The sequence below is a fragment of the Pseudomonas sp. PsB genome, from assembly GCF_043658375.1.
In the GTDB taxonomy this organism is placed as follows: Bacteria; Pseudomonadota; Gammaproteobacteria; order Pseudomonadales; family Pseudomonadaceae; genus Aquipseudomonas; species Aquipseudomonas putida_Z.
Map to the genome: position 1 here is coordinate 20494 of NZ_JBIGLU010000006.1, position 21777 is coordinate 42270.

Genomic DNA, 21777 nt, shown 5'->3' on the forward strand with positions numbered 1-21777 from the left:
TTAATTGCCCAACAATATGTTTACTTGCGAGTATTGCCTGTCTATTATTGCCCCACACATTTCTGAACACGCATTAAGGAACACTCCATGTCCCTGATCAACGAGTACCGCGCTACCGAAGAAGCCATCAAGGAACTTCAGGCCCGCCTGGCCAACCTGTCGCAGGATGACAAGCTGAAGAAAGAACTGGAGTTCGAAGGCAAACTGCGCACACTGATGGGCGAGTACTCCAAGTCGCTGCGCGACGTGATTGCCCTGCTCGACCCAGAGTCGAAACTGAGCAAGGCACCTCGTGGTGCGGTCAAGACTACCGCCACCAAGCGTGCGCGCAAGGTCAAGCAATACAAGAACCCGCACAACAATGAAGTGATCGAAACCAAAGGCGGCAACCACAAGACCCTGAAAGAATGGAAAGCCAAGTGGGGTGGCGATGTGGTTGAAAGCTGGGCGACCCTGCTGGACTGATTGTCCGCACACGCCTGCTGCTTATCGCAACAAGAACGCCGGCATATTGCCGGCGTTTTTGTTTGTCCGCGTTTTGTGTCAGCGCTCAGCCAATTGCAAACTGTGCCTGCAATTGCCGGGCATGTACCTGCCACGCGTCCAGCACACGCCGCCCCGCCTCGTCGGCGCCCTCCCAGGCCTGCTGCCGCGCCTGTTCGAAGTCGCCCAGCGTATTCGGCGCGCCCCAATGCGGGTCGCTCAGGCGCTGCTGGCAGAAGCTGAACCAGCGTTGCCGCTCTTCGCCGGTCAGGGTCTCGGGGAAGTTGCGCGCCCGATAGCGGAACAACAGTTCAGGCAGGCGCAAGTCATCGAACATCCACTGCCCAAGGCCCAACTGCGCCGGTTCCAGTGCACGAACTTGCTCACATAAGCGGCGGTCACGGTCCCCCAGAAAACCGTCATACAACTGTTGTTCCGGGTCTTCACTCGGGGTGAAGTCTTCCTTGCCGTAGATGTGTTCCAGCTTGTCTTGCCATTGCGCCTGTTGCTTGGCCAATTCTTCGCCGCGCAATTGTAACAACGTCAAGTCCAGGCCCAACCGTTGTTGATCAGCCGGGCGCAATACCGAAAGTGGCGCCAGTACCGGGCAGCGATTGATCTGCACCAGTTTGAGCGGCACGGGTAATTCGCCTTCGGCCAGTTCTTCATGGCGGGTATACAAACGCTGGCGTAGAACTTCAGCACTTTCCCGTAGTAACGGTAGGGTTTCCTGATGCAGGTCGCACACAATCAGTGCATTGCGATTACGCGGGTGCCAGGCCAGTGGCAATACGACACCAAGGTAATTGCGTGCCGCCGAGAAGCGCCCGGATATATGCACCAGTGGCTGCAACAAACGGATCTGCTCCATCACTTTATGCTTGCCGCGCAACTGGAACAGCCAGTCATACAACTTGGGTTGTTTCTGCCGGATCAGGCGGGCCAGGGCGATGGTTGCCCGCACGTCGGAAAGCGCTTCGTGGGCATGCCCATGGTCGATGCCATTGGCCTTGCTCAGCAGCTCCAGGCGCAGGCTGGTGCGCCCGTCCTGCTGCGGCCACTCGATGCCGTCCGGGCGCAATGCATAGGCCGTGCGTACGATGTCGATCAGGTCCCAGCGGCTGTTGCCACCCTGCCACTCTCGGGCATAAGGGTCAAAAAAGTTGCGGTACAGACTGTAGCGGGTCACTTCGTCGTCGAAGCGCAGGGTGTTGTAGCCGGCGCCACAGGTACCAGGGTGCGCCAGCTGCGCATGCACCCGGGTCATGAACTCGGCTTCGCACAGGCCCTGCTCGGCCAGCAGTTGCGGGGTGATGCCGGTCACCAGGCAGGCGGCCGGGTGCGGCAGGATATCGTCGGAGGGCCGGCAATAAAGGCTGATCGGCTCGTCGATTTCGTTGAGGTCGAAGTCGGTGCGCACGCCGGCCACCTGCAGTGGCCGGTCGCAGCGCGGGTTGATGCCGGTGGTTTCGTAGTCGTGCCAGAAAATGCTGGAGGTCACGGGGTCGTCCTGTATCGAGGTCGACCCGATTCTAGCGCGATTCTGGCGCGACTCCAGCGAGCCTGGGCCCGAGGCTCAGGCAGAGGCGTTGGCGGGGTGGAAACTGAAATAGTCGCGCAACGAGCGGACGAATTCGTCGTACTCGCGGGGCGCCTGCAGCAGCATGAAGCCCGAATCGTAGTGCCCGGGCGTCTGGTCTTCGCGGCACCACAGGCAGCTGGCGGTAAGGTTGACGAATTGATGCCCGCCACCAACCAGCGGCAGGCGTAATTGCAGATCGTAGTCGGGCCCGACCAGCACAGGTAGCTGGCTTATCAGCATCAGCCCGTCTTCGGAGGCGTTGCCCAGCTGGCCGATGGCCTGGCCGGTAATGCGGTTGAACACCTTGAGAACACAAGGCAGCTGATGGCGTTCGATGTGGCGCTTGTTGAACATGATCGCAAGTGCAGTCCGTATCCGATGCCAGGAATACGTGGAACTGGCGGTTGTTGTAACAGCTGAGTTACAGATTAGCGCAGCACGCGCGGCAAATCCCGTGAAATAAATCACACCTTGGTGTTAACGCCAAGGTGCGGCGGTCACCGGGTTTGCCACGGCGGCTTCGGCGCCGCGCAAATGGCCGAGTTTCTCCAGGGTCTGCAGGCGTGCCTGGGCGCGATAGGCGTATTCATTGCCCGGGTACTGCTGAATCAGGTACTGGTAGGTCTGCGCCGCATCCACGTACAAGGCCTGGCGCTCCAGGCACTGGCCGCGCAGCAGCGACACCTCGGGGTGGATGAACGGTCGCGCACGGCTGGTGCGGTCGACCTGCGACAGCTCGAGCATGACCCGTGCGCAATCGCCACGGTCGTAGGCGCGGTAGGCATTGTTCAGGTGGTGGTCCATGGACCAGCGGGTGCAGCCGACGGCGCTGGCCGCCAGGGCTAAAACGATCAGGGCTCGCATGGGGGTCTCCTTTGATGCCAGTGTATCGGCCTTTGCCGGCAAATCTTCACACCCTTTTGCAAGGATACCCTGCCCGTTCAAATGCCACCCTGCCTTGGTCGCAGGTAGTGCAACGGAACAATGACTACAGCGAGATTCAGGAGTAGCCTTTCGCTGCGCTTCACTATAGGAGTCTGTGCATGAGCATCCGCCGTACCAAAATCGTCGCCACCCTTGGCCCCGCCAGCAACTCGCCGGAAGTGATCGAACAGCTGATCCTCGCCGGCCTGGACGTGGCACGCCTGAACTTCTCCCACGGCACTCCGGACGAGCACAAGGCCCGCGCGCGCCTGATCCGTGACATCGCCGCCAAGAACGGCCGCCATGTTGCACTGCTGGGCGACCTGCAGGGTCCGAAGATCCGCATCGCCAAGTTCGCCAACAAGCGCATCGAATTGAAGATCGGTGACAAGTTCACCTTCTCCACCGCCCACCCGCTGACCGAAGGCAACCAGGACATCGTCGGTATCGACTACCCCGACCTGGTCAAGGACTGCGGCGTTGGTGACGAGTTGCTGCTCGACGATGGCCGCGTGGTGATGCGCGTCGAGACCGCCACCGCAGATGCCCTGCACTGCGTGGTGATCATCGGTGGCCCGCTGTCGGACCACAAAGGCATCAACCGTAAAGGTGGCGGCCTGACCGCACCGGCCCTGACCGAGAAAGACAAGGCCGACATCAAGCTGGCCGCGGAAATGGACCTGGACTACCTGGCCGTGTCCTTCCCGCGTGACGCCAGCGACATGGAATACGCACGCAAGCTGCGTGACGAAGCCGGCGGCAGCGCCTGGCTGGTGGCCAAGATCGAACGCGCCGAAGCGGTGGCCGACGACGAAACCCTCGACAAGCTGATCCTCGCTTCCGACGCCGTCATGGTCGCCCGTGGCGACCTGGGCGTGGAAATCGGCGACGCCGAGCTGATCGCCATCCAGAAGAAGATCATCCAGCACGCCCGCCGCAACAACAAGGCGGTGATCGTGGCGACCCAGATGATGGAGTCGATGATCCAGAACCCGATGCCGACCCGTGCCGAAGTGTCCGACGTGGCCAACGCCGTGCTGGACAACACCGACGCGGTGATGCTGTCGGCCGAGAGTGCCGCCGGTGCCTACCCGATCGAAGCCGTCCAGGCCATGGCCCGCATCTGCCTGGGTGCCGAAAAGCACCCGACCAGCCAGAAGTCCAGCCACCGCCTGCACACCACCTTCGAGCGCTGCGACGAGAGCATCGCCCTGGCGGCCATGTACACCGCCAACCACTTCCCGGGCGTGAAGGCGATCATCGCCCTGACCGAGAGTGGCTACACCCCGTTGATCATGTCGCGCCTGCGTTCGCACGTGCCGATCTTCGCCCTGTCGCCGCACCGCGCTACCCAGGCCCGTGCCAACATGTTCCGCGGCGTGTACCCGATCGCCTTCGACCCGGCCTCGCTGCCGGCCGACAAGGTGAGCCAGGCAGCGGTCGACGAACTGCTCAAGCGTGGCCTGGTGGAGCAAGGTGACTGGGTAATCCTGACCAAGGGTGACAGCTACCACACCATCGGTGGCACCAATGGCATGAAGATCCTGCATGTCGGTGATCCGCTGGTCGGTTGATCCTGCTTGAAAGGGGGCCGCTTTGCGGCCCTTCGCGACACAAGGCCGCTCCTACAAGGGATACGCATTCCCCTGTAGGAGCGGCCTTGTGTCGCGAAAGGAGGGCAAAGCCCTCCCCTGCTCACTCAGGCATGCTCGACAAACACATCGGCAAACACCTGCCCCCGCGGCACCCCGGCAATGAACAGCCGCCGGGCAAACCGCTCGACACTCCCTGGCGCCCCGCACACCAGCGCCACCGTCTGCCGCGATGACGGCCGCAACCCGGCCAACGCCTCATCCAGCTGCTCTGCCAGCACCAGCTCGACATTCACATCCGCCATCTCCCGCAACGGCTCGGCCAGATAATGCCCAACGCCCTCGCGCGCCACATGCATGACCCTGATTTCCCCTTGGTGCCCCTGCCGCAGAGCCTCGCGCAAGATGCCCCACAACGGCGCCAGCCCGGTCCCCGCCGCCAGCAACCACAGCGGCCGCTGCTGCCAGTCCGGGTCGTAATGCAATGCCCCACCCCTTAGCTCGCCCAGGCGCAACACATCACCCAGCTGCAAACCACGGGCCTTGTCACAAAAGGCGCCGGGGCGCTGGCAGTCGATATGAAACTCGAGGAAATCATCTTCGCCCGGCAGGCTGGCCAAGGAGTAAGGCCGCGCTACCGCGCCATTCCACAGCACCACATGCTGCCCCGCCTGGTAACGCATTGCCCGTTCGGGCCGCAGCCGCACGCGCAGCACATCGCCGAACCAGTCCAGGGCACAGACCTGCGCCGGCACGCCATCCTGCTGCGGGTCGAACAACGCCACGCGCAGGTCCTCGACTACCCGGCACTGGCAGGCCAGGCGCCAGCCCTGGGCGTGCTTGTCCTGCGCCAGGGCCTCGGGCATGGCATCCAGCGGTTGCCCGCCCAGGCAGTGCACCAGGCAGGCATGGCAACTGCCGGCGCGGCAACTGTAGGGCACATTCAGCCCGGCCTCGTTCAAGGCATCGAGCAGGTTGCTGCCGGTCGGCACCGCCCAGCGGCGCTCGCCCACGCAAAGTTCGGGCATGTTCTGGTTTCTCTTCCCGCTTTGGATTGTTGGGGGCGCTTTGCGCCCCTTTCGCGACGCAAGACCGCTCCCACAAAGGCACGGCGTACACCGGCCCATCATGTGGGAGCGGCCTTGTGTCGCGAAAGGGCTGCGCAGCAGCCCCAATCGATTTTACGGCCAGCCGCGCAACCCAGCAGCAAAAAGAATGCCTGCCACCTGCCGACCATGGTCCAGACCGGCCGCAGGTGTGCCCGGCACGGATGCGCGCTATACTGCCGCGCCTTTTTCCGTCGGCCTGACCTGCCGGCGCCTTGCAAGGCGCTTCGACACGCTGGTCGGCACCGTCGAGCGCCGTAATGAATGTTCCCGTCTTTAAGAGGAGCGCGCTGCATGACCGTGATCAAGCAAGACGACCTGATTCAGAGCGTCGCCGACGCCCTGCAATTCATCTCGTACTACCACCCCGTCGATTTCATCCAGGCCATGCACGAGGCCTATCTGCGTGAAGAGTCGCCTGCTGCGCGCGATTCCATCGCCCAGATCCTGATCAACTCGCGCATGTGCGCCACCGGCCACCGCCCGATCTGCCAGGACACCGGTATCGTCACCGTGTTCGTGCGCGTGGGCATGGACGTGCGCTGGGACGGCGCCACCCTGAGCGTCGACGACATGATCAACGAAGGTGTGCGTCGCGCCTACAACCTGCCTGAAAACGTCCTGCGCGCTTCGATCCTGGCCGACCCGGCCGGTGCCCGCAAGAACACCAAGGACAACACCCCGGCAGTGATCCACTACTCCATCGTCCCCGGCGACAAGGTCGAGGTCGATGTCGCAGCCAAGGGCGGCGGCTCGGAGAACAAGTCGAAGATGGCCATGCTCAACCCGTCCGACTCGATCGTCGACTGGGTACTGAAGACCGTCCCGACCATGGGCGCTGGCTGGTGCCCGCCTGGCATGCTCGGCATCGGCATCGGCGGTACCGCCGAGAAGGCCGCCGTGATGGCCAAGGAAGTGTTGATGGAGTCCATCGACATCCACGAACTGAAAGCCCGTGGCCCGCAGAACCGCCTGGAAGAAATCCGCCTGGAGCTGTTCGAGAAGGTCAACCAGCTGGGCATTGGCGCCCAGGGCCTGGGTGGCCTGACCACCGTGCTCGACGTCAAGATCATGGACTACCCGACTCACGCCGCTTCGCTGCCGGTGTGCATGATCCCCAACTGCGCCGCCACCCGCCACGCCCACTTCGTGCTCGATGGCTCCGGCCCGGCCGAGCTGGAAGCGCCGTCGCTGGACGCCTACCCGGAAATCGTCTGGGAAGCCGGCCCGAGCGCCCGTCGCGTCAACCTCGACGCCATCACCCCGGAAGAGGTCGCCAGCTGGAAGCCGGGCGAAACCATCCTGCTCAACGGCAAGATGCTGACCGGCCGCGATGCCGCGCACAAGCGCATGGTCGAAATGCTCAACCGTGGCGAAGAGCTGCCGGTGGACCTGAAAGGCCGCTTCATCTACTACGTTGGCCCGGTCGACCCGGTCGGTGACGAAGTGGTAGGCCCAGCCGGCCCGACCACCGCCACCCGCATGGACAAGTTCACCCGCCAGATCCTCGAGCAGACCGGTCTGCTGGGCATGATCGGCAAGTCCGAGCGCGGCCCTGCCGCCATCGAAGCGATCAAGGACAACAAGGCCGTGTACCTGATGGCCGTCGGCGGCGCTGCCTACCTGGTGGCCCAGGCCATCCGCAAGTCGAAGGTCCTGGCCTTCGCCGAGCTGGGCATGGAAGCGATCTACGAGTTCGAGGTCAAGGACATGCCGGTGACTGTCGCCGTGGACAGCAACGGTGAGTCGGTACACATCACTGGCCCTGCCCTGTGGCAGAGCAAGATTGCCCAGAGCCTGGCAGTCGAAGTGAAGTAAGCCTCATGTAACAGTGTCGCCTTCTTCGCGGGTAAACCCGCTCCCACAGGGACAGCGCAAGCCTGGGGCTACGCGCTACCTGTGGGAGCGGGTTCACCCGCGAAGAGGCCGCCCCTGTTCTACACAGTTCTTTCGAACTGCTCCGGCCAGTCCCTGCGGGTAAACACCTGCCCTTCCCGCCTCACCCGCCGTACTTCCTCAAGGTCCACCTCACAGACCAGCCACTGACTGGTTGCAGGGCTCGATTCTTCACTCAAGGCCACCACCCCATCCCCCGGCATCCCATGATCCGGCGGCACGAACAGCCCTGCCCGGCCGATATTCTCGTCCAGCGCCGGCGACCAGGGCGCCAGCCCGACCGTAGGGCTCTGCAACACCGCAATCTGGTTCTCCAGCGCCCGCGCCTGGGCACCGATACGCACCCGGTGGTAACCCGCCTCGGTGTCGGTACAGCTCGGCGCCAGGATCAGGTCGGCACCACCCTCGGCCAGACGCCGTGCCAGCATCGGGAATTCGTTGTCGTAGCAGATCAGGATGCCCAGGCGCCCCAGTTCGGTGTCGAACACCTGCAACCCCTGGCCTGCGGCTATATCCCATTGCTCCCGTTCGAAACGGGTCATCATCAGCTTGTCCTGATAACCCAGCACGCCCTTGGGGCCGAACAGCCAGGCACGGTTGCGGTAGCGCCCGTCGCTGTCCAGCACCGGCATACTGCCCGGTTGCAGGTAGATACCCCAACGCCTGGCAATACCTTCGCACAGCGCCTTCCAGGGCTCGATCAGCGGCTGGATGCCGGCGATGGAGGCCTTCAGGTCACCCCGCTGCTCGGCACTCAGCTGCCCGCTGAGCACCAGCCCGGCGTACTCCGGCAACAGCAGCAGGCGGGCCCCCGCCTCCACCGCTTCGGCACACAGGCCTTGCAGGTGGTCGGCGTAGGCCTCCCAGGTTTCATGCAGCTCGATGGCGTACTGGCAGGCCGCCAGACGGATCATATCGGCAGTTCCTTGAGCCAGAACGACATCAGCTTGTCGGAGCTTTCCTGCTCGTCCAGGTCGCGCCAGGCGTAGCTGGTGCGCAGCGACGGGTCGTGCAGGAAGCCGCGGTTACGCCAGAAGCCATGCAATGGCTTGTAGTCCGCTGGCCGCCGTGGATGCACGCCTGGCCGCTCGACCGCACAGAACGCGCAGTAGTCGAACTCGGCCAGCTTGTGTGCGTAGGACTCGCGCTCGATGAAAAAGCGCACCCCCAGGCCCTGGCCACGGTACTCGGGCAGTACCACCGATTCACCGAAGTAGTACACGCTGGCCGGGTCGCGCCCCTGGGCCAGGAACGGCTGCTGGAACTCGGGGGCGACATCCACCAGCGGCAGGCCGGTGGAGGCACCAACGACCTTGCCGTCGTCCAGTGCCAGCACCACCAGGCTGCGCCCGGAGCGGGCATAGGTGGCCAGGTAGTCGGCCTCGTACTCCGGGGTGCCGTCGTAAAGGTAGGGAAACTCGCGAAACACGGTAAGGCGCAGGCGAGCGAGGTCATCGATGTAAGGCGCGATAGCGGCGCCGTGCAACAGGCGTATTTCCATGCTTGGCGGTCGTTTTGTCGATGTGGATGACGCGCTCGGCTAAGCCGGGCTTGAGGGGAAACCCTATCATCCGGAGCAACGACCCGCCTTTTCCCTCCACGACAGGTATTGTTCCATGACCGCTACCGAACTGGTAAATGCTTACTACGCCGCCTTCAACGCTGGCGACATGCCGGCCTTTCTCGCCCTGCTCAGCGAGGATGTGATCCACGACATCAATCAGGGCGAGCGGCAGATGGGCAAGGCCCGGTTTGCAGCGTTCATGGACAAGATGAACCGCTGCTACCGCGAGCGCCTGGCCGATATCGTGGTGATGCAGAACGCCGACGGCAGCCGCGCGGCGGCGGAGTTCACCGTGCATGGGGAATATCTGGCCGATGACGAGGGGTTGCCGGCGGCCAACGGGCAGACCTATGTACTGCCGGCGGGGGCGTTCTTCTATATCCATTGCGGGAAGATTGCCCGGGTGACCAACTACTACAACCTCAATGACTGGGTTGAGCAGGTGGCCTGATTAGAGTGTATTGCCTGTACTGGCCTCTTCGCGGGCACGCCCGCTCCCACAGGGATCCCACACGACTTGAGAGCAGTGAGGTACATGTGGGAGCGGGCATGCCCGCGAAGAGGCCCTGTCAGGCAATACGGGTACCAAGCACCTTGAGGAATGCCGCCAGCCACGCCGGATGCGCCGGCCATGCCGGTGCCGTCACCAGGTTGCCGTCCACATGCGCCTGGTCCACCGCGATATCGATGAATGTCCCGCCCGCCAAGCGCACTTCCGGGGCGCACGCCGGGTACGCACTGCATTCTCGCCCTTCCAGCACGCCGGCCGCCGCCAGCAACTGGGCACCATGGCATACCGCCGCGATCGGCTTGCCGGCCTGGTTGAATGCGCGCACCAGCTCTAGGACCTTTTCATCCAGGCGCAGGTACTCCGGTGCACGTCCACCCGGGATCAGCAACGCGTCGTAACCCTCGGCACGCACCCGCACGAAATCGTAGTTAAGGGCAAAGTTGTGCCCCGGCTTTTCGCTGTAGGTCTGGTCGCCCTCGAAATCATGAATCGCGGTACGCACGGTCTGCCCCGCGACCTTTTCCGGGCATACCGCATGCACCGTGTGCCCGATCATGCTCAGCGCCTGGAACGGCACCATGACTTCGTAATCTTCGACGTAGTCGCCGACCAGCATGAGAATTTTCTTCGCCGTCATCGCACCACTCCTTCGATTGCCTTGAGACAGTCACTGCACGATAGCCGGTCTCAGTCGCGACGGTCGAGCAAGTTGACCACCAACCGGTCCAGCCAACCCCACAACCGCTGCTTGACCCGGCGCCACAGCGGCCGGGCATTCCAGTGGCCCAGGTCGACCACCTCGCTCAAGGCGAAATCACGCTCGAAACTGGCCTGCACGGCAGCCGTCAGCGGCGGGTCGAGAGCCTCGACATTGGCCTCGAGGTTGAAGCGCAGGTTCCAGTGATCGAAGTTGCATGAGCCGATACTGACCCAGTCGTCGATCAGCACCATCTTCAGGTGCAGGAAACACGGCTGGTACTCGTAGATGCGCACCCCGGCGCGCAGCAGACGCGGGTAATAGCGGTGCCCGGCGTAACGTACCGAGGGGTGATCGGTGCGCGGCCCGGTCAGCAGCAGCCGCACATCGACCCCCTTGCCGGCAGCCCGGCGCAGCGACCGGCGCACGCTCCAGGTCGGCAGGAAGTAAGGCGTGGCCAGCCAAACTCGCTGCTTGCCGCTGTTGATCGCCCGCACCAGCGAATGCAGGATGTCCTGGTGCTGGCGGGCGTCGGCATAGGCCACCCGGCCCATGCCCTGCCCCTGCGCAGGCACCTTGGGCAGGCGCGGCAGGCCAAAGCCCTCGGCGGGGCGCCAGGCAGTGCGACGGTTGTTGGCGTGCCACTGGCGGTCGAACAGCAACTGCCAGTCGCTTACCACCGGCCCCTGCATCTGCACCATCACCTCGTGCCATTCACTGGTCGCCTCGCCCGGTGTCCAGAACTCGTCGGTGACACCCGTGCCGCCCACCACTGCCCAGCGCTCGTCCACCAGCAGCAACTTGCGGTGATCGCGGTACAGGTTGCGCAGGCCACGCTTCCAGCGCAGGCGGTTGTACCAGCGCAAGTACACACCTGCGTCCAGCAGGCGCTGACGCAACTGGCTGTTGAAAGCCAACGAGCCATAGTCGTCGAACAGGCAGCGCACCCGCACGCCACGTCGGGCAGCCTGCTCCAGCGCTTCGACCACCGCATCCGCGCAGTCACCGGCCTCGACCAGGTACAACTCCAGGTCGACCTGGAACTCGGCGCGCATGATCGCCAGGAGCATGCGCGGAAAAAACTCGGGGCCGTCGATCAGCAGTTCGAACTGGTTGCCATCCCGCCAGGGAAAGACCGGCCCGGGCATGTCAGCGGGCGGTGAAGATCAGCACCGCGCTAACCGGCACCGACGGGTTGATGGACTTGAGCCCGGCGAGCTTGCGCAGGCGTTGCAGCCCCGGCAACAGGCCGAAATCCTCGGCGCGCAGCACCAGGGGCTCAAGGGTCACCACCTGGAAGCGTCGCTCGTCCAGGCGGGTGGCCAGCAGCAGGGCGTTGTAGCTGTGCGACTGGCCATGCAGGGTCACGGTCAATGGCAGGCGCAGTTCGATCTGGGCACCGTTGGCCAGATCGTTGATCGGCCGCAGGTCCAGTTGCGCCTGCACCTTGGCTTCGGCAAAGCGCTCGACCTCGAACAGGTCCTCGCGCATGCGTTCATCACGCAGCGGAATACCGCTGCTCACCGAGTCCATCTCGATGCTCAACCCGGCCACACCCTTGCGGTCGACCGTGCCATGCAGCACCAGGAAGCGGTGCACTTCGGCGGTGTTACCGTTCTTGCCGGTAATGAACGAAAGGCGCGAAGACTCGCCATCGAGGTGCCAGTTGGCATGGGCGGGCAGGCAAAAAGCCAGCAACAAGGCGGGCAGCAGGCGGGGCAGCTTGAACATGACAGATCTCGTGAAACCAGGCCGCCAACCTTACCCGCCCGCCTTCACGGCAGCAAGCGGCAGCCCTCGCGCGGGCCTTGCCAGGCGGCCTGGTTACGTCGGCCCAGGCCTTCGGCGGTGACCTGCCGCTGTTGGCTATCTTCCTCCAGCAGGCTCAGCGGCAGCCATTGCTTCACGTAGCCTTGGCAATACGCCGGCTCGAACCCCATGACGAAGCGGCACGAGCAATATTCCTTGGCCGAGTAGGCCGAAAGGATACCGGGGAAGTCCGCCAAGGCCTGGCGCTCGTGCCAGGCCCAGTACACCAGCCCCAGCAACACCACCAGCAGCACCCGCTTCATGCCCCCTCCCCGGCCAGCGCCGCGAGTATCCGCTTGAGCAGTTCGTCGTGCTGGTAGCTGCCGTCGCGGTCATCGGCGTAACGCACGATCACCAGCTTTTGCGCGGGCAGCACGTACAGCGCCTGGCCCCAGTGGCCAAGGGCGGCATAGGTGTCTGCGGGCGCACTCGGCCAAGGCCGTGCAGCGCCGGCCAGCGGCTGGTTGAGCCACCAGTGGCCACCGGGGTTGGCCTCGCCGGGCAGCGCTTGGGCCGCGGCAAACGGCGTGCGGTTGAAAGCCACCCAGGGCTTGGGCAGCAATTGCCGATCCTGCCAGCGCCCGTCGCGCTGCATCAGCAGGCCGATGCGCGCCAGGTCGCGAGCGCTGAGGTACAGGTAGGACGAACCCACGTAGGTACCCGCGCGGTCACGCTCCCATACCGCGCTGTCGATCCCCAACGGGGTGAACAGTGCATGCCAGGGGTAGTCGGCGTACTGACCGGCATCGAGCATGCCGCGCAACGCGGCGGCCAGCAGGTTGCTGTCGCCACTGGAATAGAGAAACCGCTGGCCCGGGCTGGCCACCGCTTCCCGCGCCGCCGTATAGGCCGCCATGTCCTCGCGGCCACGGGTATACAGCATGGCCACCACCGAGGACTTGAGCGGCGCGTATTCGTAGTCTTCCTGCCAGTCCAGGCCGCTGGCCCAATGCAGCAGATCGGCCATGCGCACGCCGGGATGGGCGTGCATGGCCGGGTAGAAGCGGGTGACCGGGTCCTGCAGCTGGAAGCGGCCTTCGCCCTGGGCTACGCCCAATAGCGTGGCGAGTATGCTCTTGCTGATCGACCAGGTCAGGTGGGCGGTGGCGGCGGTGCTGGGGGCGGCGTAGCGTTCGTGGAGGATGCGGCCGTCGCGGATGATCAGCAGGGCATCGGTGCGGATGCCGCTGCGTTCGGGGGTGGTGTGTGCGGGGAAGGCGTAGGCGTCGACGGCTTGCCAGTCGAGGGAGGTGTTGTCGATTGGCCAGTCGGGTTCAGGCCAGTCTTCGGCCCGGGCACAACCCGCAAGCAATATCAGGATGATCAACAGTACCTTCATCGTGATCGCCATTATTGGGGCCGCTGCGCAGCCCTATCGCGACACAAGGCCGCTCCTACAGTGGAACGCGTCAAGTTCAGGCTGACGCTGTACCTGTAGGAGCGGCCTTGTGTCGCGAAAGGGCCGCAAAGCGGCCCCAGGATTCATCGGATCACACAAACCTATCAGGCATTCATGACAATCCCGCAGCAGCCCAAGCCTTGTTCAGCCGCTTCTCCCGCGCCGCCGCCGCCAACGCCATCACCCCCTGGTCACGCTGCCAGATCTGCGCCCACTGCGCCGGCCCCGCCGCCAACGCAGCATCGATCTCCCCTCGCAGCGCCTGGAACTGTGCAAACAATCCCCCCAGCAACAAATGGCAGCCAACGCTATCGGCGCACTGCCGGCTACCTTCGGCACACCCGGCCAGCAGCCCAAGCAACTGCAGGCGCAGGGCCTGCGGCCAGGCGCACTCCTGCCCCACGCCATAAAGCCAGGCGGTCAACGCCGTAAGCACATACAAGTCCTCCAGCGAACGGAACGGCTTCACATAGGCATCCCAACCATCACCGGCCAGCAACTCGCACGCCGCCTGGTCCAGCACCAGTCGCCCATGGCCCACCTCCGGCATCAGCGGCAGGGTCGGCAGCGCTTCCAGCGTCACACCTGGCTCCCCGGGGTAGACCACCGCCAGGTTCAACTGCGGCGCCGCGCCCGTCGCCTCGCAGCGCGCCGCCACCAGCAGCCATTCCGCCTCCAGGCCGGCAGTGACGAAGTCCTTGCTACCGGTCAGCCGCAAGCCGTCCAGGCGCGTGCGCATGTCCGCCGGCCGCACGCTGCGCCGTTCGGTGGCGCACAGGGCGCCGAGGCTGGGTGGAGCACTGGGCCACAGCACGCGCAAGGCGGCCTGGTAGCCGACCAGGAAGGCCAGGCCCGGGGTGGCCATCGCGCGCCCGCCGAGCACCGCCAGTTCGAACGGGGCAACCGGGCCAAGGCGCTCGAGCAGCGCGGCATAGGTTTCGCCCAGGGTGCCCGCCAGCGCTTGGCGAAGCGGGTCGTTGAGTCGTTGCAACCAGGCCATCGGTCGGCTCCTTGCTGAAGGGCTTTCAGTTGAGGCTCAGGGGGTGTCACGCAAGCATCACCAAAGATTCACAGGGGTGACACCCCATCTACCTAGGCTGACTTTGCACAACAAAGCCGACCGGCCGCAACCCTTCATGGCTGGCTTATGGAGACTCGTAATGACTCGGATCGCTCACGCTGGCGACAACAGCACCGAACGCCGTCTGCAAGCCGAACGCCTGGTTGGCGCCGCGGCCCTGCAGGAAGCCCAGGCCCTGCGCTACAAAGTGTTCAGCGCCGAATTCAAGGCCAAGCTCAAAGGAGCCGAGCAAGGCCTGGACATGGACGACTACGACGTGCACTGCCGCCATATTGGCGTACGCGACCTGAGCACTGGCGAGCTGGTTGCCACCACCCGCCTGCTCGACCATCAGGCCGCCAGCAGCCTGGGCCGCTTCTATAGCGAAGAGGAATTCAGCCTGCACGGCCTGTTGCAGCTGCAGGGCCCGATCCTGGAGCTGGGCCGCACCTGCGTAGCCCCCGATTACCGCAACGGCGGCACCATCGCCGTGCTCTGGGGCGAACTGGCCGAAGTGCTCAACGAAGGCCGCTACAGCTACCTGATGGGCTGCGCCAGCATCCCCATGCAGGATGGCGGGGTGCAGGCCCACGCGGTAATGCAGCGCCTGCGTGACCGCTACCTGTGCACCGAGCACCTGCGCGCCGAGCCGAAGAACCCGTTGCCCAACCTGGCCCTGCCGAACAACGTCATCGCCGAAATGCCACCGCTGCTCAAGGCTTACATGCGCCTGGGCGCGAAGATCTGCGGCGAGCCGTGCTGGGACGAAGACTTCCAGGTGGCCGATGTATTCATCCTGCTCAAGCGCGACGAACTGTGCCCACGCTACGCCCGCCACTTCAAGGCAGCGGTCTGATGCCGAAGCTGCGGGTAATGGCCCGCCTGACTCGACTGCTGCTGGTACTGCTGCTGGGCATGCTGATGGCCAGCGTGATCGCCCTGGGCGAACGCCTGGGGTTCAAGGCGCCCATCGAGCGCCGCCAGCGCTGGACCTACCTGTTCATGAAGCGCCTGGTCGCGGCCCTGCCCTTCGATGTGCGGGTGGTCGGCGAGCTGCCGCAGCGGCCGATGCTGTGGGTCAGCAACCACGTGTCCTGGACCGATATCCCGCTGCTCGGCATGCTGCTGCCGCTGTCGTTCCTGTCCAAGGCCGAAGTGCGCCACTGGCCGGTGGCCGGCTGGCTGGCGGAAAAGGCCGGCACCCTGTTCATCCGCCGTGGCGGGGGCGACAGCCAGCGCCTGCGTGAACAGATCGCCGGGCAGCTGGGCCTTGCCCGGCCGCTGCTGATCTTCCCGGAAGGCACCACCACCAGCGGCCGTACCCTGCGCACCTTCCATGGTCGCCTGCTGGCAGGCGCCATCGACCGTGGCGTGGCGGTGCAGCCGGTCGCCATCCAGTACCTGCGCGATGGCCAGATCGACCCGATTGCACCGTTCATTGGTGACGATGACCTGGTGTCGCACCTGATGCGCCTGTTTGCCCTGCCGCGGGGCGAGGTATGCATTCACCTGCTGCAGCCGATCGGCAGCGTGGGCAAGGAGCGAGCGGTGTTGGCGTTGCAGGCGCAGCAGGCGATTCACCTGGCGTTGTTCGGGGTTGAAGAAGTTGAGCTGGCGCCACGGCGGCAGGCGCGGGCTGCCTGAGTTTTATGCACTGCCTGTTCTGGCCCCTTCGCGGGTGAACCCGCTCCCACAGGGACCGCACTCATCCTGAGTTCTGTGGTGTACCTATGGGAGCCACAGGGATGGTACTCATCCTGAGTTCTGTGGTGTACCTGTGGGAGCCACAGGGATGGCACTCATCCTGGGTTCTGTGGTGTACCTGTGGGAGCCACAGGGATGGCACTCATCCTGAGTTCTGTGGTGTACCTGTGGGAGCCACAGGGATGGTACTCATCCTGAGTTCTGTGGTGTACCTGTGGGAGCGGGTTTACCCGCGAAGAGGCCGGCAACGCCAACCCAGCACTAACTGTCAGACATCCGCCCCGCTGCAGCAAACGCCTGCAACTGTGGATAAAACTCCCTGAAGTCCGCCAGCAATGGCTCATACAGCCGCTCCAGCTCCCCCATCACCCCAACCATCCCCTCCGGCCGCGACAAGCGCCGGGCAATGCCGTTGAACACCTGCTCCAGCGTGGCAAAGTCGCCATACGCCCCCAGCCAGTCATCCGCCGCCATGAACGGCGCAATCCGCGCCAGCCGCCCCGGCAACTCGGGCTCCGCCAACAACACCCGATAAAAGTCCCCGGTGAACTGCGCCAGCGGCTGCTCGGCATAATCCCGCCAATGCCGGGCCAGGCAATGGTCGAAAAACACATCCAGAACAATCCCCGCAAAGCGCCGCCGCTCCCGCGGAAAGCGCGCCAGTGCCGCCAGCACCAACGGATGCTGGTCGGTATAGCTGTCGATATGCCGGTGCAGCCGGATGGCCGCCTCCAGCGCAGGCGGGAAGCGCCCTTCCAGCGAGCCTTTGACAAAGTCGCCATACAGGCTGCCAAGCAGTTGTTGCGGCGCCGGGCCGCCAAGGTGCAGGTGTGCGAGGTAGTTCATGAGCGCAGTCTAGCACCGCCGCCCCCTATATCGTTATAACGCGATATAGCGATTCGTGCTCAGCTCAAAACCTCTTCGTATTTGTATATCGGGAATCCACGATTTACATTTCGCCCTATCGCGATATACCGCTACAACGAGCCTCAACCCATGCCTCTCGATCTCGACGAAATCATAAAAGCGCTGGCCCACCCGGTCAGGCGAGAAATCCTCAGCTGGCTGAAGGACCCGGCAACGCAATTCCCCGACCAGTACCACAGCACCGAGAACGGTGTGTGTGCCGGGCAGATCGACCAACGCTGCGGCCTGTCGCAGTCGACCGTCTCCGCCCACCTGGCCACCCTGCAGCGCGCCGGGCTGATCAGCAGCCAGAAGATCGGCCAATGGCACTTCTTCAAACGCAACGAAGCCACTATCCAGGCGTTTCTCGAACAACTGCGCCAAGCACTCTGAACAGGCAGGTAACCGTCATGACCACGCTTTTCGATCCGATCACCCTGGGCGACCTGCAACTGCCCAACCGCATCATCATGGCCCCGCTCACCCGCTGCCGGGCCGACGAAGGCCGCGTGCCCAATGCGCTGATGGCCGAGTACTACGTGCAGCGCGCCAGCGCCGGGCTGATCCTCAGCGAGGCGACCTCGGTCAGCGCCATGGGCGTCGGCTACCCGGATACCCCTGGTATCTGGAACGACGAGCAGGTGCGTGGCTGGAACAATGTGACCAAGGCCGTGCATGCCGCTGGCGGGCGCATCTTCCTGCAACTGTGGCACGTTGGCCGCATCTCCCACCCCAGCTACCTGAACGGCGAGCTGCCGGTGGCCCCCAGCGCGATCCAGCCCAAGGGCCATGTAAGCCTGGTGCGCCCGCTCAGTGACTACCCCACCCCACGCGCGCTGGAAACCGAAGAAATCATCGACATCGTCGAGGCCTACCGCAGCGGTGCCGAGAATGCCAAGGCTGCCGGTTTCGATGGCGTGGAGATCCACGGTGCCAACGGCTACCTGCTCGACCAGTTCCTGCAGAGCAGCACCAACCAGCGCACCGACCGCTACGGCGGCTCGCTGGAAAACCGTGCGCGGCTGCTGCTGGAAGTGACCGATGCGGCCATCGAGGTGTGGGGCGCAAACCGCGTGGGCGTGCACCTGGCGCCGCGTGCCGATGCCCATGACATGGGCGATGCCGACCGTGCCGAAACCTTTACCTACGTGGCCCGTGAGCTGGGCAAGCGGGGTATTGCCTTCATCTGCTCACGGGAAAAGGAAGCCGATGACAGTATCGGCCCGCTGATCAAAGAGGCGTTCGGTGGCCCGTACATCGTCAATGAGCGGTTTGACAAGGCCAGTGCCAATGCAGCCCTGGCCAATGGCAAGGCCGACGCCGTGGCGTTTGGCGTGCCGTTCATCGCCAACCCTGACCTGCCGGCGCGGTTGGCGGCGGATGCGCCGTTGAACGAGGCGCGGCCGGAGACTTTCTATGGCAAGGGGCCGGTGGGGTACATCGATTATCCGCGGTTGTGATTCAGGGCCATTCGCGGGCACGCCCGCTCCCACAGGGTCAGCACAATCTTCAAGCTTGTCGCTGTACCTGTGGGAGCGGGCGTGCCCGCGAAGAAGGTTCAGGTGATCTCACGGCCGGGCATTGATCTGCTGCTGCAGGTTCTGGATCTGGCTCTGCAAGGTATTCAGGTTGCGGGTCGTCTGCGCCCGGAAGGCGTCGAATTCCTGCACCGAAGCACCACTGGACGCCGCCGCGGCCGGGCGGTTGTCGATCTGGCTCTTGAGCACCAGGATGTCCTGCTCCAGGTCCTGGATGGCCGCGCTCGGGTTACCCTGCTTCTTCAGCGCTGCCACCTCGTTGCCCAGGCTCTTGAGCTGCCCGTCCAGCTTGGCGCCATCAGCCTGCGCGGCCTTCAGCGCAGCAACCTGTTCGTTCAGGCCCTTGAACTGCGTATCCAGCTTGCCACCATCGACCTGCCCCGAGCGCAACGCGGCCAGCTCACCATTCACTGCCTTCAGTTGCGCCTGCAACTGGCTCTGCAGCTCGGTCACGGCCTTCTGCTGTTCACGGGTATCGGCCAGTACCTGCTCCAGGCGCTTGCCCAGGTCACCGGTCTGCCCGGCCACACCCTTCTGCAACTGGCGCAGCTGCAGCTTCAACGCCTCGCTGTTGGTAGTGGCGCCGGATTCGCTGGCCGCCACCTTGCCGCTGATCGCCTGCAGGCGCCCGGCAGCCTCTTCGCTGATGCGGGCGAAGCTTTCCTGGGTCGCCACCAGTTGCTGCTCCATCAGCGAGATCTGCTGGAAGCTCCACCAGCCAAGGCCCGCCAAGGCGATGAACGAGGCCCCGAGCAATGCCCATAGCGGCGCGGTGCTGGCACCGCGAGCGGCTTTCTGGCGGCTGCGCACCACGTGCGCCGGCATCAGTTCGTCATCGTCATGGGTGCCGGCCCTCAGGGTAGGCACATCATCGTAGTCATCGTGAGCATGGTTACGCATGGATACATTCAACCGCGGTAGTCGCAAAGAGGCACGAGTATAAACCGCCAGCGCGGCGCGTTGATGACCATTGTCAGCCGAGCGGCTTCACTGCCCCGGCGGCTGGTGCTTCCACCAGGCACAGAATTCATCCAGCGCCGTCCACAGGCTGACCTTGGGCTGGTAGTCCAGGTACTGCCGGGCGCGGCTGATATCCAGGGTGAAATCGCGGCTCATCACCTGCATCCCCAGGCGCGACAGGGTCGGTTGCGGGCGCCCCGGCCACAACATGCAGGCCGCCTCGTTCAGCGCGGCCAGGCTGTAGGCCAGGCCGTAGGAGCGGTACCGGGTAACCTGCGGCAACTGCATCTGGCGCATCACGTAGTTGACCACGTCCCACAGCGGCAGCGGCTGGCCGTTGCTGATGTTATAGGCCTGGCCCAGCGCCCGGTCGTCGGCGAACAGAGCACTGAGCAGCGCTTCGTTGAGGTTGTGCACGCTGGTGAAATCGACTTTGTTCAGGCCGTTGCCGATGATCGCCACACGCCCCTTGCGCTGCATCTGCATCAGCCGCGGGAAGATACTGGCATCGCCGGCGCCGGTGACGAAGCGCGGGCGCAGCGCCAGCACCTCGAGGCCGAACTCCTGGGCACCGAACACTTTCTGTTCGGCCATGTGCTTGGTCTGCCCGTAATGGTCATGGAAGCGGCGCGGCACCTGCTCTTCCCGGATGTCCAGGCGCGAGCGGCCATTGAAGTAGATCGACGGCGACGACAGGTGTACCAGGCGTCGTACGTGCTCCTTCAAGCAGCCCTCGACCACGTTTTCGGTGACCACCACATTGCCTTGATAGAAGTCCTGGTAGCGCCCCCAGTTGCCCACTGCGCCGGCGCAGTGCACCACCGCCTCGACGCCTTGGCACAGGCGGCGTGCCAGCTCGGCATCACCCAGGTCGCCGGGGATGAACTGGGCGCCGCGCTTGACCAGGTGCTCGACCCCTTCGGCTCGACGGCCGCTGACCCGCACGTCCAGGCCCTGCTCCAGGGCAAAGCGCGCAAAGCGCCCGCCAATGAAGCCACTCGCGCCGGTGACCAGAATTCGCATGTAAGACTCCGTCTTGCCAGATTTCAGATGCAACTGACGCCAGCCGTGGCTACAAGGGCACCAGCCATTGCCGTGCGGTGTGCCGCAGGTGGTCGGTCAGTTGCGCGAGCAGTTGCCCGCCATTGCGCCAATGATGCCAGTACAGCGGCACATCGATGGGGGTATCGCTGCAGATTTCCACCAACTGGCCGCTGGCCAGTTGCTCGCGAGCCTGCAGTTCCGGCACCAGGCCCCAGCCCAGGCCGGCTTCGGTCATGCGCAGGAAGCCTTCGGACGACGGGCACAAGTGGTGCAGGAAGCCATCCTCGATGCCCAGCGATGCCAGGTAGCGGTGTTGCAGGAAGTCGTCCGGGCCGTACACGATCGCCGGGGTACGGGCCAGGCGGCTGGCAGCGAAGCCCTGCGGAAAATGCCGCGCCATGAACCCGGGGCTGGCCAGCGCCCGGTAGCGCATGGCGCCCAGCGGCAGGCTGCGCGCGCCGGCGACCGGCCGCTCGCTGCCACACAGGCAGGCCGCCACTTCGCCCGCACGCATGCGTTTCAGGCCCACTTCCTGGTCTTCCACCACCAGGTCGGTCAGCACGTTCTGCTGTGCGCAGAAGTTGCCCACTGCGCCGGCCCACCAGGTAGCCAGGCTGTCGGCGTTGAGGGCGATGCGCAGGCGCTCCGGCATGCCCTCCTCGTCCAGCGCCGGCACCTGGCGCTGCAGGTCGCGTTCGAGCAGGCGCACCTGCTGCACATGGTTGAGCAACTGGCGGCCGACTTCGGTCGGGCTTGGCGGTGTGGCACGCACCAGCACCGGCTGGCCGACCCGCGCCTCGAGCAGCTTGATGCGCTGGGAGATGGCCGACTGCGACAAGCCCAGCACCTGCGCCGCGCGTTCGAAACCACCCTGCTCGATCACGGCGGCAAGGGCGGCCAGCAGCTTGTAGTCGAACATCGATTTTCCTAATGACGGATCAGCTCTATTTGTTTTTCTTATACAGCGTGGTTCATCACAATGACCAGCATCTTTTGGACTCT

At 64.5% G+C, this 21777-nt stretch carries 24 protein-coding genes; 8 read left to right on the top strand and 16 right to left on the bottom strand.

The annotated features are described in order from the left end of the window. Positions 1–87 precede the first annotated feature (87 nt). Positions 88–465 (top strand): histone-like nucleoid-structuring protein MvaT, encoded by a 378-nt coding sequence (gene mvaT / locus ACGLHT_RS10370; protein ID WP_003259590.1) that lies wholly within the window; start codon positions 88–90, stop codon positions 463–465. 85 nt (positions 466–550) lie between these two features. Here mvaT and sbcB read toward each other — a convergent pair whose 3' ends face one another. From sbcB to ACGLHT_RS10385, 3 genes are all read right to left on the bottom strand, one after another. Next, positions 551–1984 (bottom strand): exodeoxyribonuclease I, encoded by a 1434-nt coding sequence (sbcB, locus tag ACGLHT_RS10375; RefSeq protein ID WP_274120379.1) that lies wholly within the window; start codon positions 1982–1984, stop codon positions 551–553. Positions 1985–2059: 75 nt separating this feature from the next. After that, entirely contained in the window at positions 2060–2419 is a 360-nt protein-coding gene (locus ACGLHT_RS10380; protein ID WP_085614274.1) for a PilZ domain-containing protein, read from the bottom strand. 123 nt (positions 2420–2542) lie between these two features. Further along, the gene (locus tag ACGLHT_RS10385; protein WP_025340503.1) at positions 2543–2929 is read right to left on the bottom strand and encodes a hypothetical protein; all 387 of its coding nucleotides are present in this window, start codon (positions 2927–2929) and stop codon (positions 2543–2545) included. A gap of 179 nt (positions 2930–3108) precedes the next feature. Between ACGLHT_RS10385 and pyk the strand changes: the two genes are divergently transcribed. Continuing rightward, positions 3109–4563 carry a pyruvate kinase gene (gene pyk / locus ACGLHT_RS10390; protein ID WP_013974057.1) on the top strand — a complete coding sequence of 485 codons (1455 nt, stop codon included), beginning with the start codon at positions 3109–3111 and terminating at the stop codon, positions 4561–4563. Between the two features lie 125 nt (positions 4564–4688). On the opposite strand, the gene ACGLHT_RS10395 is transcribed toward pyk, so the two are convergent. Next, positions 4689–5609, bottom strand: a complete 921-nt coding sequence (locus ACGLHT_RS10395) for an iron-sulfur-binding ferredoxin reductase (RefSeq protein WP_085592068.1) — start codon at positions 5607–5609, stop codon at positions 4689–4691. Positions 5610–5981: 372 nt separating this feature from the next. Here ACGLHT_RS10395 and ACGLHT_RS10400 point away from each other — a divergent pair, with 372 nt between their 5' ends. After that, entirely contained in the window at positions 5982–7505 is a 1524-nt protein-coding gene (locus ACGLHT_RS10400; protein WP_025340505.1) for a fumarate hydratase, read from the top strand. Between the two features lie 119 nt (positions 7506–7624). Here the strand turns inward: ACGLHT_RS10400 and ACGLHT_RS10405 are convergent, their stop codons facing one another. Next, positions 7625–8497 (bottom strand): carbon-nitrogen hydrolase family protein, encoded by an 873-nt coding sequence (locus tag ACGLHT_RS10405; protein ID WP_274120378.1) that lies wholly within the window; start codon positions 8495–8497, stop codon positions 7625–7627. Continuing rightward, the gene (locus ACGLHT_RS10410) at positions 8494–9084 is read right to left on the bottom strand and encodes a GNAT family N-acetyltransferase (RefSeq protein ID WP_013974061.1); all 591 of its coding nucleotides are present in this window, start codon (positions 9082–9084) and stop codon (positions 8494–8496) included. Before ACGLHT_RS10410 ends, ACGLHT_RS10405 begins: the two co-directional genes overlap by 4 nt. A 115-nt stretch (positions 9085–9199) precedes the next feature. On the opposite strand from ACGLHT_RS10410, the gene ACGLHT_RS10415 reads away from it, so the two are divergent. Continuing rightward, positions 9200–9598, top strand: coding sequence for a nuclear transport factor 2 family protein (locus ACGLHT_RS10415; RefSeq protein ID WP_025340507.1), 399 nt, complete (start codon positions 9200–9202; stop codon positions 9596–9598). A gap of 118 nt (positions 9599–9716) precedes the next feature. Here the strand turns inward: ACGLHT_RS10415 and ACGLHT_RS10420 are convergent, their stop codons facing one another. The 6 genes from ACGLHT_RS10420 to ACGLHT_RS10445 all read right to left on the bottom strand — a co-directional run bounded on the left by ACGLHT_RS10420 (position 9717) and on the right by ACGLHT_RS10445 (position 14563). After that, a complete protein-coding gene (locus ACGLHT_RS10420; RefSeq protein ID WP_137162353.1) occupies positions 9717–10295 on the bottom strand; it encodes a DJ-1/PfpI family protein in 579 nt (192 codons plus the stop codon). A 50-nt stretch (positions 10296–10345) separates the two neighbouring features. Beyond that, positions 10346–11503, bottom strand: a complete 1158-nt coding sequence (locus ACGLHT_RS10425) for a phosphatidylserine/phosphatidylglycerophosphate/cardiolipin synthase family protein (RefSeq protein WP_085614279.1) — start codon at positions 11501–11503, stop codon at positions 10346–10348. A gap of 1 nt (position 11504) precedes the next feature. Continuing rightward, positions 11505–12086, bottom strand: a complete 582-nt coding sequence (locus ACGLHT_RS10430) for a YceI family protein (protein ID WP_025340510.1) — start codon at positions 12084–12086, stop codon at positions 11505–11507. A gap of 44 nt (positions 12087–12130) precedes the next feature. Beyond that, the gene (locus tag ACGLHT_RS10435; RefSeq protein ID WP_025340511.1) at positions 12131–12427 is read right to left on the bottom strand and encodes a hypothetical protein; all 297 of its coding nucleotides are present in this window, start codon (positions 12425–12427) and stop codon (positions 12131–12133) included. Further along, positions 12424–13503, bottom strand: coding sequence for a serine hydrolase (locus ACGLHT_RS10440; RefSeq protein WP_274120377.1), 1080 nt, complete (start codon positions 13501–13503; stop codon positions 12424–12426). Before ACGLHT_RS10440 ends, ACGLHT_RS10435 begins: the two co-directional genes overlap by 4 nt. Before the next feature lie 172 nt (positions 13504–13675). Further along, on the bottom strand, positions 13676–14563 hold the full coding sequence (locus ACGLHT_RS10445) for an acyl-CoA dehydrogenase (protein WP_274120376.1): 888 nt from the start codon (positions 14561–14563) through the stop codon (positions 13676–13678). A gap of 160 nt (positions 14564–14723) precedes the next feature. Here ACGLHT_RS10445 and olsB point away from each other — a divergent pair, with 160 nt between their 5' ends. Continuing rightward, complete coding sequence (gene olsB / locus ACGLHT_RS10450) at positions 14724–15479, top strand: L-ornithine N(alpha)-acyltransferase (RefSeq protein WP_015271672.1); 756 nt, start codon at positions 14724–14726, stop codon at positions 15477–15479. Beyond that, on the top strand, positions 15479–16267 hold the full coding sequence (locus ACGLHT_RS10455; RefSeq protein ID WP_274120375.1) for a lysophospholipid acyltransferase family protein: 789 nt from the start codon (positions 15479–15481) through the stop codon (positions 16265–16267). The genes olsB and ACGLHT_RS10455 overlap by 1 nt, the downstream gene beginning before the upstream one ends. A gap of 321 nt (positions 16268–16588) precedes the next feature. Here ACGLHT_RS10455 and ACGLHT_RS10460 read toward each other — a convergent pair whose 3' ends face one another. Beyond that, positions 16589–17173: an ACP phosphodiesterase gene (locus ACGLHT_RS10460; RefSeq protein ID WP_274120374.1), complete on the bottom strand. Its 585-nt coding sequence runs from the start codon at positions 17171–17173 to the stop codon at positions 16589–16591. Between the two features lie 150 nt (positions 17174–17323). On the opposite strand from ACGLHT_RS10460, the gene ACGLHT_RS10465 reads away from it, so the two are divergent. Together ACGLHT_RS10465 and ACGLHT_RS10470 are read left to right on the top strand one after the other, a co-directional pair. Beyond that, a complete protein-coding gene (locus tag ACGLHT_RS10465) occupies positions 17324–17626 on the top strand; it encodes a helix-turn-helix transcriptional regulator (RefSeq protein ID WP_003258229.1) in 303 nt (100 codons plus the stop codon). Between the two features lie 17 nt (positions 17627–17643). After that, the gene (locus tag ACGLHT_RS10470; protein WP_013974072.1) at positions 17644–18693 is read left to right on the top strand and encodes an alkene reductase; all 1050 of its coding nucleotides are present in this window, start codon (positions 17644–17646) and stop codon (positions 18691–18693) included. A 108-nt stretch (positions 18694–18801) separates the two neighbouring features. On the opposite strand, the gene ACGLHT_RS10475 is transcribed toward ACGLHT_RS10470, so the two are convergent. From ACGLHT_RS10475 to ACGLHT_RS10485, 3 genes are all read right to left on the bottom strand, one after another. Beyond that, on the bottom strand, positions 18802–19671 hold the full coding sequence (locus ACGLHT_RS10475) for a hypothetical protein (RefSeq protein WP_025340516.1): 870 nt from the start codon (positions 19669–19671) through the stop codon (positions 18802–18804). Between the two features lie 87 nt (positions 19672–19758). Next, positions 19759–20754 carry an NAD(P)-dependent oxidoreductase gene (locus ACGLHT_RS10480; protein WP_085614284.1) on the bottom strand — a complete coding sequence of 332 codons (996 nt, stop codon included), beginning with the start codon at positions 20752–20754 and terminating at the stop codon, positions 19759–19761. Positions 20755–20803: 49 nt separating this feature from the next. Beyond that, positions 20804–21694: a LysR family transcriptional regulator ArgP gene (locus ACGLHT_RS10485; RefSeq protein WP_054573319.1), complete on the bottom strand. Its 891-nt coding sequence runs from the start codon at positions 21692–21694 to the stop codon at positions 20804–20806. Positions 21695–21777 lie beyond the last annotated feature (83 nt).

Coding starts and splice junctions, on each gene's coding strand:
- mvaT (WP_003259590.1), top strand. CDS start 88: ATGTCCCTGATCAACGAGTACCGCGCTACCGAAGAAGCCATCAAGGAA.
- ACGLHT_RS10380 (WP_085614274.1), bottom strand. CDS start 2,419: ATGTTCAACAAGCGCCACATCGAACGCCATCAGCTGCCTTGTGTTCTC.
- ACGLHT_RS10385 (WP_025340503.1), bottom strand. CDS start 2,929: ATGCGAGCCCTGATCGTTTTAGCCCTGGCGGCCAGCGCCGTCGGCTGC.
- pyk (WP_013974057.1), top strand. CDS start 3,109: ATGAGCATCCGCCGTACCAAAATCGTCGCCACCCTTGGCCCCGCCAGC.
- ACGLHT_RS10395 (WP_085592068.1), bottom strand. CDS start 5,609: ATGCCCGAACTTTGCGTGGGCGAGCGCCGCTGGGCGGTGCCGACCGGC.
- ACGLHT_RS10400 (WP_025340505.1), top strand. CDS start 5,982: ATGACCGTGATCAAGCAAGACGACCTGATTCAGAGCGTCGCCGACGCC.
- ACGLHT_RS10405 (WP_274120378.1), bottom strand. CDS start 8,497: ATGATCCGTCTGGCGGCCTGCCAGTACGCCATCGAGCTGCATGAAACC.
- ACGLHT_RS10410 (WP_013974061.1), bottom strand. CDS start 9,084: ATGGAAATACGCCTGTTGCACGGCGCCGCTATCGCGCCTTACATCGAT.
- ACGLHT_RS10415 (WP_025340507.1), top strand. CDS start 9,200: ATGACCGCTACCGAACTGGTAAATGCTTACTACGCCGCCTTCAACGCT.
- ACGLHT_RS10420 (WP_137162353.1), bottom strand. CDS start 10,295: ATGACGGCGAAGAAAATTCTCATGCTGGTCGGCGACTACGTCGAAGAT.
- ACGLHT_RS10425 (WP_085614279.1), bottom strand. CDS start 11,503: ATGCCCGGGCCGGTCTTTCCCTGGCGGGATGGCAACCAGTTCGAACTG.
- ACGLHT_RS10430 (WP_025340510.1), bottom strand. CDS start 12,086: ATGTTCAAGCTGCCCCGCCTGCTGCCCGCCTTGTTGCTGGCTTTTTGC.
- ACGLHT_RS10435 (WP_025340511.1), bottom strand. CDS start 12,427: ATGAAGCGGGTGCTGCTGGTGGTGTTGCTGGGGCTGGTGTACTGGGCC.
- ACGLHT_RS10440 (WP_274120377.1), bottom strand. CDS start 13,503: ATGAAGGTACTGTTGATCATCCTGATATTGCTTGCGGGTTGTGCCCGG.
- ACGLHT_RS10445 (WP_274120376.1), bottom strand. CDS start 14,563: ATGGCCTGGTTGCAACGACTCAACGACCCGCTTCGCCAAGCGCTGGCG.
- olsB (WP_015271672.1), top strand. CDS start 14,724: ATGACTCGGATCGCTCACGCTGGCGACAACAGCACCGAACGCCGTCTG.
- ACGLHT_RS10455 (WP_274120375.1), top strand. CDS start 15,479: ATGCCGAAGCTGCGGGTAATGGCCCGCCTGACTCGACTGCTGCTGGTA.
- ACGLHT_RS10460 (WP_274120374.1), bottom strand. CDS start 17,173: ATGAACTACCTCGCACACCTGCACCTTGGCGGCCCGGCGCCGCAACAA.
- ACGLHT_RS10465 (WP_003258229.1), top strand. CDS start 17,324: ATGCCTCTCGATCTCGACGAAATCATAAAAGCGCTGGCCCACCCGGTC.
- ACGLHT_RS10470 (WP_013974072.1), top strand. CDS start 17,644: ATGACCACGCTTTTCGATCCGATCACCCTGGGCGACCTGCAACTGCCC.
- ACGLHT_RS10475 (WP_025340516.1), bottom strand. CDS start 19,671: ATGCGTAACCATGCTCACGATGACTACGATGATGTGCCTACCCTGAGG.
- ACGLHT_RS10480 (WP_085614284.1), bottom strand. CDS start 20,754: ATGCGAATTCTGGTCACCGGCGCGAGTGGCTTCATTGGCGGGCGCTTT.
- ACGLHT_RS10485 (WP_054573319.1), bottom strand. CDS start 21,694: ATGTTCGACTACAAGCTGCTGGCCGCCCTTGCCGCCGTGATCGAGCAG.